Source organism: Anaerococcus provencensis, from assembly GCF_000312365.2.
Taxonomy (GTDB): Bacteria; Bacillota; Clostridia; order Tissierellales; family Peptoniphilaceae; genus Anaerococcus; species Anaerococcus provencensis.
Window position 1 is genome coordinate 238,256 of the sequence record NZ_HG003690.1, and the last position, 15,082, is coordinate 253,337.

Sequence of the window (15,082 nt, forward strand, 5' to 3'; positions counted from 1 at the left end):
AAATATGGAATACAAAAGAAAAAATGTGTGGCTAAATATCGATGATGAGCAAAAAAATGAGCTTGAAGAAATTTCAAAAGATTATATCAACTTTCTAAACACAGCAAAAACCGAAAGACTTGCTGCCAAAGAAATTATCAGAAGAGCTGAAGAAAAAGGCTTTGTAGACATTAATGAAAAAATTGCAGCAAAAAGTCTAAAGCCAGGTGATAAGGTATACGCCTTAAACAAAAACAAGGGAGTTGCTTTATTTGTAATTGGTAGCGAAGATATGGAAAATGGTATGGCTATTGTAGGAGCTCATACAGATAGTCCAAGACTTGACCTCAAGCCAGTTCCTCTTTCTGAAGATGTAAACCTAGCTTATTTTAAAACTCACTATTATGGTGGAGTTAAAAAATACCAATGGACAACTATTCCACTAGAACTTCACGGAGTAATATACACAAAAGCTGGTGAAAAGTTAGAAATCTCAATAGGTGATAATGATGATGAACCAGTATTTACAATATCAGAACTATTAATCCACCTATCAAGAAAACTAATGGATAAATCTGCCAGAGAAGTTATAGAAGGTGAACAATTAAAAATCCTTGTTGGCTCAATCCCACTAAAAGATGAATCTGACAACCCAGTTAAGAAAAATATTCTTAGGATCCTAAATGAAAAATATGGCATAATCGAAGAAGACTTCATAACAGCAGAATTTGAAGCTATTCCTGCCATCAAAGCTAGAAATGCAGGTCTTGATAGCTCTATGATAATAGGACACGGCCACGATGATAGAGTTTGTTCATACTCAGCCTTAAATGCAATATTAAGTGTAGAAAATCCAAAGAAAACTCTAGTAGGACTCTTTGTTGATAAGGAAGAAATCGGTTCAAAGGGTAATACAGGAATGTATTCACAATTCTTTGAAAACACAGTTCTTGAACTATTAAATATAAATGATAAGGCAAATTTAATTTCCCTAAAACGTACCTTAGCTAATTCAAAAGTACTTTCTGCAGACGTAACAGCAGCCTATGATCCAAACTTTAAGGATGTGTCAGAACTTGATAACTCTGCTCAATTTGGCTGTGGAGTAGCCCTTACAAAATACACAGGTTCAGGTGGAAAGGGTGGCAGCAACGATGCCAATGCAGAATACTTGCAAGAAGTAAGATCTGCTTTTGATAAAGAAGATGTCATCTACCAAACAGGTGAACTTGGTGCAGTAGATGCAGGTGGCGGCGGAACTATTGCCTTCATACTTGCAGAATACAATATGGATGTGGTTGACTGTGGCACTCCAGTTGTGTCAATGCATGCTCCAACAGAATTGATTTCAAAGGCTGATTTATACTCAACTTGCAAGGCCTACAAAGCCTTTTACGAAAATATTTGACAAGGTTATCTAAACTAGTATAATATATCGCTTTTTTGACATTTTGACCTTTACGAAGTATAATTGTTATTAGTATTTAATGAGAGGATGATTAGATGGAGCAAAGGTCAGTAAATGATATCAGAAGGCAAGTCAAAGACAGTATTGGTAAAGAAGTAATTCTTAAAGCCGATATGGGCAGAAAACGCATCAAAACCAAAACTGGTGTCATTGTAGATGCATTCCCTAGCGTTTTTACTGTAAAAGTTAACAACGATTTTGACGTAGAACGAACAGTTTCATATTCTTATTCAGATATTTTAACATCAACTGTTGAGCTATTGAGTGCAGAATAGAAAGCTGATTTGAAAGAAAATATAAAATTTAACTGACGATGATGTTGGTTCATTTGCCAGAGCTATAAATATGAGCTCTGGTTTTTTATTGTTCACTTAAGTGAGTTGAGCGAACGAATGTGAGCGAAACAAAAAACCACCTGCTCTGCAGGTGGAGGAATTAAGCTTTAGCTTCAAGACCAAAAAATTCTCACTTGTAATATAATTGTGATAACCACATGCACAATAAAAACAAGGAGAATAAATTGGACAACAATAGTTTATCACATACAAAATGGAGATGTAAATATCATATAGTATTTGCCCCTAAATTTAGAAGACAAGAAATATACGGGAAACTAAAAAAAGACATAGGTCAAATACTACGAGAACTATGTCAAAGAAAAGGAATAAACATAATAGAAGCGGAGCTGTGCCCAGATCATGTCCATATGCTTATAGAAGTACCACCAAAATATAGTATCTCAGAAATAATGGGATATCTAAAAGGAAAAAGTTCACTAATAATATTTGATCGACACGCAAACTTAAAATATAAATATGGAAACAGACATTTCTGGTGTAGAGGTTATTACGTGGATACAGTAGGGCGAAATGAGAAAATGATAAAAGAATATATACAAAATCAACTAAAAGAAGACTATTATGCGGATCAAATAAGTATCAAGGAATACTATGACCCGTTTACGGGAGAGTCAGTAAAAAGAAGCAATAAATAAACTGCTTAAGCAGAAGCTGAGAAAGTGGTGCATGTGGAGATAATACTCGGAGCCCCAATAGGGGCGTGCCGGTATTCGCGCCTTCTAGGCGCTGTGGAAACTACCAGCTAAGCTGGTAGTTCTGATTATGTCAAAAATTGCTTATGTTGATTATTCCAATACCAGCTGTGGTATATCTGGTTCGAAACTTGGTATATCAGGAGCGAGATTTAGTCTGTCGCCTATGTCAGATGATTTTATCGAAATTATCCTAGGGGCTTTAGATAAAACTGATACATCGAACTTATGGACACAAACAGATAATACATCCACAGTATACAGGGGCCAAACCAATGCTTTATTTGATGCTCTTAAAGCTTTTTATATAAATGCATACAGGAATGATGTTCATATGAGTATGAACTTAACCTTATCTAAGGGCTGCCCAGGAGATACCGACGCTGATTATTTATTAGAAGCAGAAGATAAAAAAATAAATGAAGATTATATAAAAGACAAGCATTTTGATATCACTGGTAAATTTTCTTTATATATTTTTGGTGATAATAATTATATGAGTGAAATAGAGACAGTTGTAAATAGAGGAATAGATATGGGTGTTATATCAGGGACAGGTCATTACGTAACTTTTTTAAATGCAGATGTTCATGATATTTTTTCATATCTTGCAGATATTTATACTTATTTAGAAAATAAAGTCAGTCACTTTGTAATTGAAGCTCAATTACTTTGCAATTTACCAGAAAAAAACTAGGAGAGGATAATGATTAAAAATAAACTTCAAACAAGTGATTTTGTTTTGATGGGTCTATTATCTGTTATTTATGGGCTAATATATTTAGGAGCAGTATACTTAGGAGCTTTTGCAACTACGAGTCTAACACCATCTGGATATGGGATTCTAGGCTACGAACCATTTTATGGTATCTGGTTTATGGCTGCTGTTACAGCAACTTATATCATAAAAAAGCCAATGGTAGGTGTAGTGACCGAAGTTATTTCTGCACTTATAGAGGTGCTATTAGGAAATATGTTTGGGCCAATGGTAATAATAAGTGGTATCATCCAAGGTCTTGGAGTTGAGCTTGCATTTAAAATAGGTAATTATAAAGACTATTCATATAAAACTACAATGATGGCTGCTGTATTTTGTACAATATTTACCTTTTTATGGACAGGTTTTAGGAACCAATATTGGACCCTAGATTTATCTATTGTTCTAATGATTTTTGTAATTAGATTAATATCCTCGTTAATTTTTACAGGTTTTTTAGCAAAATTCATTTGTGATAAGCTATATCAAACTGGAGTTATCAGTGACAGAACAAACTAATAATCTTCTTATAATTGACAACTTATCTCTTTGGATTAAGAATGAACCAGTTCTTAAAAACATAAATCTTAACATTGAAAAAGGAGAGATAGTATTGCTTTGTGGTAAAAGCGGATCAGGAAAATCAGCTCTTGCTTCTGTTTTAAGTGGATATTATAAAAATATGTCTGCGAACGTAGACTTTGACAGATTAACTATTGCAAATGAGGACATAGAAAATTTCAAAACTTATAATCGCTATCAACATCTAGTTGTATCATTTCAAAATGCAAGATTGTCACTTTGCACACAAAACTTAAGAGAAGAATTAATATTCGTTTTAGAAAACCTTAAGACTCCTAGGGAGCGTATTGAAAAATTAGCAATAAATCAAGCAAATAAACACGGTTTATTAGATTTACTGGACCAAAAATTTGATAGCCTATCAGGTGGCCAACTACAAAAAGTAGCTTTTTGTGCCATAGATATGATTGATAGCCAACTTTATGTGCTAGATGAGCCCTTTGCAAATATAGATGACGATTCTACTTCGGAATTGCAAAAAATAATAAGGAAAAGATTAAATGAAGGCTCTTCTTATTTGATAATTGATCATAGGTTGGAACTTTGGGATTTTGTAGATAGAGTAGTCATATTAGGGTCAGATGGCGAGATAATAGACAATAATATCAAACTTCAAAATCAATGTGATGATATGAAGAAAATTTTTATAGAAAATGGGCTGATGATTGATGGTGAGAATCTTAAGATAAAAAATATAAATCATACAGATGACTTTATCCAAGCAGATAACATAAATTTATCCTATAAATCTAATAATAAGATCAATCAAATTATAAAAAACGCATCTTTTTCCTTCCCAGAAAAAAAGTTGATTGCTCTAACAGGAGATAGTGGAGCTGGGAAAAGTACCATATTTAAAGTTTTGCTTAAACAAATCTCTTATGGTGGTTCGATAAAGATTTGGGGAAAAGAATTAAAGAACTTCAGAAGAAAAGAGTTACTTAAAAAAATCGGCTTTGTTTTTCAAGATCCAACACTTCAATTTGTAACTACCAATGTTTTAATGGAACTTACTGGTGAAAGAGATTATGAAAATGTTAGCCAAGTAACCAAGGAATTATTAAAATCTTATAGACTAGACAGATATATTGAAAAATCTCCATGGATGCTATCCCAAGGAGAGCAAAGAAGGCTTGCAGTAATAACAATGCTTACACTAAATAAAGATTTATTGCTAGTTGATGAACCTACATACGGTCAGGATCTAAAAAATGCTAGTCTCATAATGGATGATTTGAAGCGTTTATCCAAAGATATTACAATCATCTTTACTAGCCACGACAAAAACTTAGTAAAGTTATACGCCGATCTTGAATATAAAATAACAGATAAAAAGGTGATTAAAATTGCTTGATAAGATGAACCCCAGCTTTAAAACTATAAGTATCTTTCTTAGCTCATTAATAGTAGGATTTTTCACCTCTTATAGGCTCAATTTTTTTGTGACGGGAATAGGAATTATTTTTCTATTAACTTCTAAGAGAGTGAAGTTTAAAAGTATTTTACTTGCATTAGTACCTGTATTACTACTGTCTTTAAGTTTTTTTATGGCAGGATATAAATTTTCAGCCTCGGGTTTAACAGCATCGATAAATAATAATATACATGCAAACTTTGAGAATGGTCTAGTGTTAGGATCCAGAATTTTAGCTTATGCTCTTTTAGGAATATCATATTCCATGACGACTGACTCTAAAGAACTAATATATAGCTTCACTCAGCAATTAAATTTATCTAATAACTTGGCATATGGTATCCTATCAGCCATAAATATGATACCTAACTTAAAAAATGATTTGGAGAATATAAAGTTATCCTATGATATTCGAAGTATGAGTTATGGTTTTTTAAATATTAGACCTGTATTCACACTTTTAGTTAGATCTGTTAGGTTTTCGGATAATATTGCTTCCTCAATGGAAGCGAAAGGATTTGGTGAGGATAGAACAAATTATAAAATAATGTATGTTAAAAAGACTGACTATATAGTGGCAGTAGCTATTCCATTAATAATTTTAACCTTAGGAATATTAGGATTATGAGAAAAATTAACCTTGACAACCAATAGTAGCGATAGTAAAATATACCAGTAACACTCTACTCCGTAAGAAATTAACGGGGTCATAGACCATAGGGAGGTGAAATAATGAATAAATACGAAGCAGTTTTGATTTTCAAACCTGATATGACAGATCAAGGTAGAACTGACCTACTAGATAGATTTAAAGCTATCATAGAAGAAAACGGTACAGTTACAAACGTTGATGACTGGGGAAAAAGAAGATTAGCTTACGAAATTAATGACATTAGAGATGGTTATTATTACATCGTAGAATTTGATTCTCTTCCAGACCATATCAGAGAATTTGAAAGAAGACTAAGACTTTCAGATTTTGTATTAAGATACATGGTTATCAGAAAAGAGGACTAATCAATGAATAGAGTTATACTTATTGGAAGACTTACTAGAGATCCAGAATTAAGATATACTCAAAATAACCAAGCAGTTGCTACATTTACCCTAGCAGTTGACAAAAGACTTAGCAGGGAAAAAAGACAAGAAGCAGAATCTCAAAATCGTCCAACAGCTGATTTTATCCGTATTACAGTATGGGGTCAGCAAGGTGAAAATGCATCAAGATACTTAAGAAAAGGAAGTCAATGTGCTGTTGAGGGTAGCATAAACACAGGTTCTTATCAAGATAAGGAAACTGGTAAAACTATCTATACCACAGAGGTATGGGCTAACAATGTTGAGTTTTTAGGTTCAAAATCTGATAATCAATCATCTAGCTACAATAATAGCAATTATGGTGATAACCAAGATTATGGCAACAATAATTACTCACAAACTGGCTACCAAAACAATAACAACTATAACAATAATAACTACAACAATCAAAACCAAGCTGGCTTTGATAGTAGTGATGATTTCTTCGATGATGACTTCACAGAAATTGAGGATGATGGCAGGATTCCATTCTAGAAATAATTTGAAAGGAATACCATGGCTCAAAATAGAAGATTTAGACCAAGAAAAAAGGTTGATCCATTTGTAAAAGATCCATCAAAAGTGATTGATTACAAGGATACAGAAACTTTAAAAAGATTTATCTCAGATAGAGGAAAGATCTTACCAAGAAGAGTTACAGGTCTTAATGCAAAACATCAAAGAGAAGTAACACGTGCTATTAAACGTGCTAGACAAGTTGCATTATTACCATACGAAGAAAACTAATTAAAAAATAAAAAAACACATTCAATAAGCATAAAAGCGCTAAAATATATGCAATTGGCATTAATTTTAGCGTATTTTTATTTGATAATATAAATCTATATTGTAATATTGCATAAAGAATATTACAATATAACTAAATAATATTATATAAGGAGGGACTTATGTCTGTAGAGATTTTATCTCTTATCGTGGCTATTTTGGCTATAGTATTTATGCTATTTACTATTAAGGCTAAAATAAACCCACTTTCAGCTGGAAATGACCGTATGGTTCAAATTTCTGGTTATATTAGAAATGGTGCAATGACCTTTCTAAGCAGAGAATACAAATTCATTGCAATCTTTGTAGCTATAGTAGCAATACTTTTATTAATATTCTTTAATGTTAAGATTATGATTTGCTATATAATAGGTTCAACATTATCAATGCTTGCAGGTTTTATTGGTATGAGAGTATCAACTGCATCAAATGTTAGATGTGCTAATGAGGCTTATGAAAAAGGTCAAGATGGAGCATTAAAAGTAGCATTTTCTGGTGGATCTGTAATGGGCATGGCTGTTACTGGCCTTGGCTTTATCGGTATCATCATTACTTATATGCTTTACAAAGACCCAACAATCCTAATGGGATATTCATTAGGAGCTTCATCTGTTGCTCTATTTGCAAGAGTTGGTGGTGGTATCTATACCAAAGCTGCTGACCTTGGTGCTGACCTTGTTGGTAAGGTAGAAGCAGGAATCCCAGAAGATGACCCAAGAAACCCTGCAGTAATTGCAGATAACGTTGGTGATAACGTAGGTGACGTTGCTGGTATGGGCGCTGACTTATTTGAATCATATGTTGGTGCTATCATTTCATCAATGACTCTAGGTATTGTGTATTTTGCAGAAGCAGGCCTTGGATTTACTCTATTTTTAGCTGCTCTAGGAATAGCTGCATCAATTGTGGCAAGCCTTGTGTTTTTATCAAAATCACATCCTAATCCACAAAAATCACTAATGAATACTCTTTATATCTCAGGGGCTATAGTATTAGTTGGATCACTTATCTTATCAAATAAATACTTTGGAGATTTTAACGCAGCATTTGCTGTAATAACAGGCCTTGTTGCAGGTATAGCAATTGGACTTTTGACAGAAATTTATACTTCTGACCATTACAGACACGTTAAATACATTTCAAAAGAATCATCAACAGGTGTTGCAACAAACATAATAGCAGGTCTTTCTACAGGAATGCTTTCAACAGTATTTCCAATAATAGTTATAGCAATTGCTATCATGGTTTCATTTAAACTAATGGGAGTATTTGGTATAGCTCTTGCAGCTGTAGGAATGCTTTCTATAACAGGTATTACAGTAACAGTAGATGCTTACGGACCAATTACAGATAATGCTGGTGGTATAGCAGAAATGAGCTACCTACCAGAAAACGTACGTGACATCACAGACGGACTTGATTCAATTGGTAACACAACAGCTGCTATTGGTAAAGGATTTGCTATAGGATCAGCTGCTTTAACAGCACTTTCACTATTTATCACTTATGCAGAATCAATCAACCTTGATGCTATCTCTATCCTAGATAGTAGAGTAGTAGCAGGTATGTTTATAGGAGCTATGCTACCATTCCTATTTTCAGCTCTAACAATGAACTCAGTAGGCAAAGCAGCAAGCCAAATGATTGAAGAAGTAAGAAGACAGTTTAAAGAAGATGATCAAATACTAGCTGGTAACAAAGAACCAGACTATGAAAATTGTATCCAAATTTCAACAACAGCATCACTAAGAGAAATGGTAATACCAGGCGTACTAGCAATACTCGTACCAATTGCTGTAGGCTTCATCCTTGGACCACATGCCCTAGGTGGACTATTAGCAGGCGCTCTTGTAACTGGCGTAATGATGGCAATCTTTATGTCAAATGCTGGTGGAGCTTGGGATAACGCTAAGAAATACATCGAAAGCGGTGTAGAAGGTGGCAAGGGATCTGATGCTCACAAGGCAGCAGTAGTTGGAGATACAGTAGGAGATCCATTCAAGGATACATCAGGACCATCTCTAAACATCCTAATCAAACTAATGACAATAGTATCTGTAGTATTTGCAGGTCTATTCATCTAATAGAAAAATTAGAGGCTGTTGCAGAATAGATAAATTGTTCCAAAATCATTCGAGCACCCTCTCAGAAAGGTCTCCGTCAACCGACGGGCTAAATGCCTCCAAAAGCTGGCGGGATAAATCTCAAACTTTCTGTGAGTGCACTCTAATGATGGAACAATAATTATCTATAATTTTGCAACATCCTTTTATTATTTGACAAATTTAAGAACTGAGCTTATAATGCATATAATCAAATCATTAGTTAATAAAAGTGTTGAAGAGAAGAGTATCTATCCTAAAGCTTAAAGCGAATCCTGTTTGGTGTGAGAGGATAAGTATTAAGATAGAGAAAAGAACCTCCGAACTTATAGGTCGATACAAGGAGACCTATACGGGAACTCCCGTTATAGAGTTAGAGTATGTTAGTACTTGATGAGGTTTATTTCGCGAGAAATAGATAAATATGGGTGGTATCACGAGCTTTCGTCCCTTTATGGGAAGAAGGCTCTTTTTTATTACCAAAAAAGACACGGATAACTAAGTTTGATAAAAAAATATATGGAGGAAAATTATGCCACAAAATGAATTTGAAATATTAAAACAAGCCAAAAAGGTAGTCCTTGCTTATTCTGGAGGACTTGATACATCTGTTATAGTAGCATGGCTTAGAGAAAATGGTGTAGAAGAAGTTATCTGTGTCTCAGTAGATTTAGGACAGGTAGAAGATGCAAAAGCGTTAGAAGAAAAAGCAATAATGTCAGGAGCAAGTAAATTTTATAATGTAAATGTGGAAGACGAATTTATAGAAGATTATGCATTTAAGAGCCTAAAAGCTGGAGCAAAGTATGAAAATATATATTTGCTAGGAACAGCCATTGCTCGCCCATTAATTGCAAAAGTTCTGGTAGATGTAGCTCAAAAAGAAAATGCTGATGTTATAGTTCATGGCTGTACCGGAAAGGGCAATGACCAAATAAGATTTGAAGTTTCCATTATGGCCCTTGACCCAAATATTAAGGTCATTGCTCCTTGGAGATTTTGGGATATAAAAGGACGTAGTGAAGAAGAAGCATATGCAAAAAGTCATAATATAGCCTTAAGCACTTGCAGTGACCAAGCCTATTCCATGGATGAAAATATTTGGCACCTATCCCATGAGGGGCTAGACTTAGAGGATCCCGAAAATCCCGCAGACTTAGAAAAAGTCCTATGTTGGGTAACGCCACCTGAAAAAGCAATAGATAAGGCAGAAATTGTAGAAGTAGAATTTGATAAAGGTATCCCAGTAGCGTTAAATGGAGAGAAGTTAAAGGGATCTGATCTTGTAAAAAAATTAAATAAAATAGCGGGAAAACATGGTATAGGAATAGATGATATCGTAGAATCCAGAATGGTAGGCATGAAATCTAGAGGTTTATACGAAAACCCTGCAGCATCAGTCTTATACTTTGCTCACGAAAAATTAGAATCAGTAACAGTCCACCCAGATGCTCTAGAGTATAAGCAAAAAATGGCTATTGACTATGCAAAATTAGTCTATGCAGGTAAATGGATGACTCCTCTTAAAGAATCTATGGATGCTTTTGTAAAAACTAGTCAAGAAAATGTAACAGGTAAGGTCAAGGTTAAACTTTATAAAGGCTCTATGCAACCAGCTGGAATATTTGCAGAGAATTCTCTCTACATTGAAGAATACGCAACCTTTGAAGAAGATGATGTTTATAAGCAAGCAGATGCAAGTGGATTTATAAATTTATTTGGTTTATCTACTAAAATTTATGCCAAAGCTACAAAAGAAAGTGGTTTATAAAATGAAATTATGGAGTGGGATGCTCTCGGGTCAATTAGATCAAATAGCTGAAGAATTTAATTCTTCTATAATGATTGACAAAAGGCTAGTAAATGAAGATATAAAAGGATCAATTGCCCATGTAAAGATGCTAAAAAAATCTAATATTTTAAAAGCAAACGAAGCGGATAAAATTTTGGAAGGTCTTGATGAAATTTATAAAAAAATTCAAAATGGGGACCTTGAAATAGATTTAAAAAGTGAAGATATTCATACTTTCGTTGAAGGGGCTCTGATCAATGAAATAGGCGATCTTGGCAAGAAAATGCATACAGCAAGGTCTAGAAATGACCAAGTTACAACAGATTTGAAGCTTTATATTAGAAATGAATGTGATCTTATAAATGATTTATTAAAAAAATACATCAAAAGCTTAGCTGACTTAGCAGAAAACCACACACAAACTATTATGCCAGGATATACTCACTTGCAAGCAGCCCAGCCAGTCACCTTTGCTCATCATCTCGTGGCCTATGCAATGATGGGTCTTAGAGATCTTGACAGATTAAAAGATTATAAAAAAAGGTTAAATTCATCTCCACTTGGAGCATGTGCACTTGCTGGTACATCTTATCAAATTGATAGGGAATTTACTGCAAAAGAACTTGGTTTTGAAACTATAATGCAAAATTCCATGGATGCGGTAAGTGATAGGGACTATGTTTTGGAACTACAATCTCTTTTATCAATAATAGGAATTCACTTATCAAGACTATCTGAAGAGCTAATCATATGGTCATCCCAACCATTTTCTTTTGTCAGAATAGATGATCAATATTCAACAGGATCATCGATTATGCCACAAAAAAAGAATCCAGATATGGCAGAGCTTTTAAGAAGTAAGTCAGCTAGACTTATTGGAAATATGAACCAATCATTTGTAATGTTAAAAGGTCTACCACTAGCGTATTCTAAAGATATGCAAGAAGATAAAGAGTCCATATTTGATAGTATAGACACCATAAAAATTTCCTTAGAAATAATGGCAGGGCAAATTGCTTCTTTAGAGATAAATAAAGAAAAAATGTTAAAAGCTTGTAAAGAAGGATTTTTAAATGCAACTGATGTAGCTGATTACTTGGTAAATAAGGGTCAATCCTTTAGAGATGCCCATCACATATCTGCAAGAATAGTAAAATATGCAAGCGAAAACAACTTAACTTTAGATGAAGTAGATTTAAGTATATATAAAAAAGAATCTGAATTGTTTGAAAAAGACATATATGAATTTATCGACATAATAAATTGTATTAATAAAAGAAAATCATTGGGAGGTCCAGCAAAAGAAGAAGTGAAAAGACAAATTGAATTTGTTTTAGATGAGTTAAATGTTTAAGAAATGAAGAGGTAAGTCAGATAATTTGTAAGGTTATTTGACTTACCTTTTAAAAAGTAGTATTATTAATAAGTATTTTGCAGGATTGGCGGAATTGGCAGACGCGCAAGACTAAGGATCTTGTGGCCGCTTTTTAGGTCGTGGAAGTTCAAGTCTTCTATCCTGCACCAAATATTTAGTGGGTTTCCCACTTTTTTTTGCCAATTTTTAACATATTTGTATAATTTATATTGAGGTTGAAAATGAAAAGAAAATGTTATGCAAAAATTAATCTTTCTTTAGATTCTCTATTTCAAAGAGTTGATGGATATCATGAGATTGATACTATCATGGCTCGTATAAATTTATTTGATGAATTAATTATTAATAAAAATGATAGTGGACAATTTTTATATTCTTCAAACAACGATAATATAGGGGATCTTGAGGACAATCTAATTTATAAGGTTTGGCAAATGCTAAAGGATAGGACAGATAATCCTGGACTTGATGTTAAACTTATTAAAAATATTCCGATAGCTGCTGGCCTTGCTGGTGGATCTACTGATGCAGCAGAGATGATCAAGGGGTTAAATGAGCTTTGGAATCTATCTCTAACTAGCCAAGAAATGATGGATATTGGGGTAAGGCTTGGGGCTGACATTCCATTTTTCTTTACAAATACTCCTGCTAGGGCTAGGGGTATTGGCGAGATTATTACTCCCTTTGAAAATAATTTGGATATGAAAATCTTGCTCATCAACGATGGCACACATATTTCATCTGCAGAAGTTTATAAAAAGCTAAAAGACTATGGTCACATTGATAATGATTTGATAGTCAAAAAGCTAGAAGATGGAGATTATTCAGCTATTTTTTACTTTGAAAATGTCATGGAAGATGTAGTCACAGACCTTTATCCACACTTACTTGATATCAAGGATGATTTTTTAGATAATGGAGCAGAAGTGACTCTTATTAGCGGTAGTGGTGCATCTATTTTTGGGATTTTTGTAGATGATGAGACCTATAATCTCGCTTATGAGAATTTAAAAGATAAGTATGATTTTGTAAAAAAGGTGGAACTTATATGACAAATATTGGGGTATTTGACTCTGGCCTTGGTGGCCTAACCGTTTTACAAAAGTTAATAAAGACAAACAAGGCCAACTATTATTACTTTGGTGACAGCCTCAGAGCACCTTATGGTAACAGGGATAAGACTGAGATAATTAAGTTTGCTGAAGAAATTGTAGATTTTTTACAAGGCTTTGATATAGATTATTATATCATCGCTTGTAATACTATATCGGCTTTGGCTAGTAAACATCTTAGCGATAAGTACAAGAAGAAATTTTATCCCATTACAGATGCTGGCATAGAAGCTACAAAACTTTATGATGGAGATTTTTTGGTTCTTGGAACAAAGGCTACTATAAACAGTCATTTTTATAAAAATAATATCCAAAACAATAGCAAGGTCTATGAAGTTGCAGGAATAAAACTTGTAGATTACATAGAAAATGGCAAGACATCTGGCTATGAATTGGATAAGTCCTTGGGCGAATATCTTGAAATTGCCAATAAGGAAAAAATTGAAAATATTATCTTAGCCTGCACCCATTATCCGATAATTACAGATGCTATAAGGAAAAATCTTACGTATCAGGCTAATATCATTGATCCAGCTGATTATCTCAAGTTAGATTTGCCGAAAAATGATGAGTCTTCAGTAAATATTTATATGAGTAAGATCGATCCTAATACAGAAAAGATTATTAAAAATTTGATTGATTGCGATTATAATTTAGTAGAAAAGGAGTTGTAAATGATATATGCAGTCATAGATATTGGTTCAAACACTGTTAGACTTTCAGTCTATAAGGTGGTTGGCCAAAAAGTTAGCAATTTATTTAATGAGAAAGAGCAAGCTTCACTAAGATCATTTGTTAAGGATGGAGTTGTTTCGGAAAAAGGCATCCAAAGACTAATAGATGTTCTTCGAATGTTCAAAAATGTTGTGGATAATTTTGAAGATATTGATGAAGTTCACCCATTTGCAACGGCTACTATAAGAGATGCCGCTAATAGAGTTGAAATTTTATCTAGAGTGAAAGAAGAGCTCGACCTAGATATTGAAATATTAAGTGGTGAAGATGAAGCAAAACTTGCTTTCATAGGAGCAAGCTCATCTATTGAAGTTTCTCGTGGCATCCTTACTGATATTGGTGGTGGATCTAGTGAGATTGTGATTATCGACCAAAACAAGGTTATAAAATCTACTTCTCTTTCTATTGGTTCCTTGTCAGCTTTTAATGACTATGTAGACCAACTATTTATGACTACAGCTGAGAAGAAAAGCATAGATGCTGATATGAAAAAGATGTTTGAGGATAAGAAGTTTTATAGGGAAAAACACGATCTTCTTTGCGCGGTTGGTGGATCGGCTCGTGCAAGCCTTAAGTTTTACAATGAATACTACAAGCTGGATTCTTATAACACAACCATGCAAAAAGATAAGTTCAATTCTATGCTAAAAGAAGTAATAGAAGAAGAACCTAGAGAAATACTTGATTCAATTCTAGAAGTTAAACCTGACAGAATACACACTTTATTGCCTGGAATGGCTATTTTAAATCGTGTAGCAAAATATTTTTATTGTAGCGAGATTTCAGTTAGTCAAACTGGGGTAAGAGAAGGGTATGTATATAGTAAACTACTAGGAAGGAATGAATAAGTAA

At 33.7% G+C, this 15,082-nt stretch carries 16 protein-coding genes, 1 tRNA gene and 1 other annotated feature; all 17 genes read left to right on the forward strand.

What is annotated here, in order from left to right; translation table 11 throughout:
• The first annotated feature begins 4 nt into the window (after nucleotides 1–4).
• The 17 genes from BN38_RS09900 (at nucleotide 5) to BN38_RS09980 (ending at nucleotide 15,078) form a co-directional block, all read left to right on the forward strand.
• On the forward strand, nucleotides 5–1,387 hold the full coding sequence (locus tag BN38_RS09900) for an aminopeptidase (RefSeq protein WP_044567443.1): 1,383 nt from the start codon (nucleotides 5–7) through the stop codon (nucleotides 1,385–1,387).
• 95 nt (nucleotides 1,388–1,482) lie between these two features.
• A complete protein-coding gene (locus BN38_RS09905) occupies nucleotides 1,483–1,722 on the forward strand; it encodes a Veg family protein (RefSeq protein ID WP_044567445.1) in 240 nt (79 codons plus the stop codon).
• A gap of 218 nt (nucleotides 1,723–1,940) precedes the next feature.
• Entirely contained in the window at nucleotides 1,941–2,441 is a 501-nt protein-coding gene (gene tnpA / locus BN38_RS09910; protein WP_084593708.1) for an IS200/IS605 family transposase, read from the forward strand.
• Between the two features lie 127 nt (nucleotides 2,442–2,568).
• Entirely contained in the window at nucleotides 2,569–3,195 is a 627-nt protein-coding gene (locus tag BN38_RS09915) for a YkoF family thiamine/hydroxymethylpyrimidine-binding protein (RefSeq protein ID WP_044567447.1), read from the forward strand.
• Between the two features lie 9 nt (nucleotides 3,196–3,204).
• Entirely contained in the window at nucleotides 3,205–3,774 is a 570-nt protein-coding gene (locus BN38_RS09920; protein ID WP_044567449.1) for an ECF transporter S component, read from the forward strand.
• Nucleotides 3,758–5,191: an ATP-binding cassette domain-containing protein gene (locus BN38_RS09925; protein ID WP_044567452.1), complete on the forward strand. Its 1,434-nt coding sequence runs from the start codon at nucleotides 3,758–3,760 to the stop codon at nucleotides 5,189–5,191. Before BN38_RS09920 ends, BN38_RS09925 begins: the two co-directional genes overlap by 17 nt.
• Nucleotides 5,184–5,879: an energy-coupling factor transporter transmembrane component T gene (locus tag BN38_RS09930; RefSeq protein ID WP_049944493.1), complete on the forward strand. Its 696-nt coding sequence runs from the start codon at nucleotides 5,184–5,186 to the stop codon at nucleotides 5,877–5,879. Before BN38_RS09925 ends, BN38_RS09930 begins: the two co-directional genes overlap by 8 nt.
• A gap of 104 nt (nucleotides 5,880–5,983) precedes the next feature.
• Complete coding sequence (rpsF, locus tag BN38_RS09935) at nucleotides 5,984–6,268, forward strand: 30S ribosomal protein S6 (protein ID WP_044567455.1); 285 nt, start codon at nucleotides 5,984–5,986, stop codon at nucleotides 6,266–6,268.
• Between the two features lie 3 nt (nucleotides 6,269–6,271).
• On the forward strand, nucleotides 6,272–6,823 hold the full coding sequence (locus tag BN38_RS09940; protein WP_044567457.1) for a single-stranded DNA-binding protein: 552 nt from the start codon (nucleotides 6,272–6,274) through the stop codon (nucleotides 6,821–6,823).
• 21 nt (nucleotides 6,824–6,844) lie between these two features.
• Entirely contained in the window at nucleotides 6,845–7,075 is a 231-nt protein-coding gene (gene rpsR, locus BN38_RS09945; protein WP_044567459.1) for a 30S ribosomal protein S18, read from the forward strand.
• Nucleotides 7,076–7,236: 161 nt separating this feature from the next.
• A complete protein-coding gene (locus BN38_RS09950; RefSeq protein ID WP_044567461.1) occupies nucleotides 7,237–9,198 on the forward strand; it encodes a sodium-translocating pyrophosphatase in 1,962 nt (653 codons plus the stop codon).
• Nucleotides 9,199–9,442: 244 nt separating this feature from the next.
• Nucleotides 9,443–9,671: a binding site (T-box leader), on the forward strand.
• 77 nt (nucleotides 9,672–9,748) lie between these two features.
• Nucleotides 9,749–10,987, forward strand: a complete 1,239-nt coding sequence (locus BN38_RS09955; protein WP_044567463.1) for an argininosuccinate synthase — start codon at nucleotides 9,749–9,751, stop codon at nucleotides 10,985–10,987.
• A gap of 1 nt (nucleotide 10,988) precedes the next feature.
• Nucleotides 10,989–12,362, forward strand: coding sequence for an argininosuccinate lyase (argH, locus tag BN38_RS09960; protein WP_044567465.1), 1,374 nt, complete (start codon nucleotides 10,989–10,991; stop codon nucleotides 12,360–12,362).
• Nucleotides 12,363–12,441: 79 nt separating this feature from the next.
• Nucleotides 12,442–12,532: transfer RNA gene (locus BN38_RS09965), tRNA-Leu, on the forward strand.
• A gap of 72 nt (nucleotides 12,533–12,604) precedes the next feature.
• Complete coding sequence (gene ispE, locus BN38_RS09970) at nucleotides 12,605–13,435, forward strand: 4-(cytidine 5'-diphospho)-2-C-methyl-D-erythritol kinase (RefSeq protein ID WP_044567467.1); 831 nt, start codon at nucleotides 12,605–12,607, stop codon at nucleotides 13,433–13,435.
• Nucleotides 13,432–14,169, forward strand: coding sequence for a glutamate racemase (gene murI / locus BN38_RS09975; RefSeq protein ID WP_044567469.1), 738 nt, complete (start codon nucleotides 13,432–13,434; stop codon nucleotides 14,167–14,169). Before ispE ends, murI begins: the two co-directional genes overlap by 4 nt.
• Nucleotides 14,170–15,078, forward strand: a complete 909-nt coding sequence (locus BN38_RS09980) for a Ppx/GppA phosphatase family protein (protein ID WP_044567471.1) — start codon at nucleotides 14,170–14,172, stop codon at nucleotides 15,076–15,078.
• Nucleotides 15,079–15,082 lie beyond the last annotated feature (4 nt).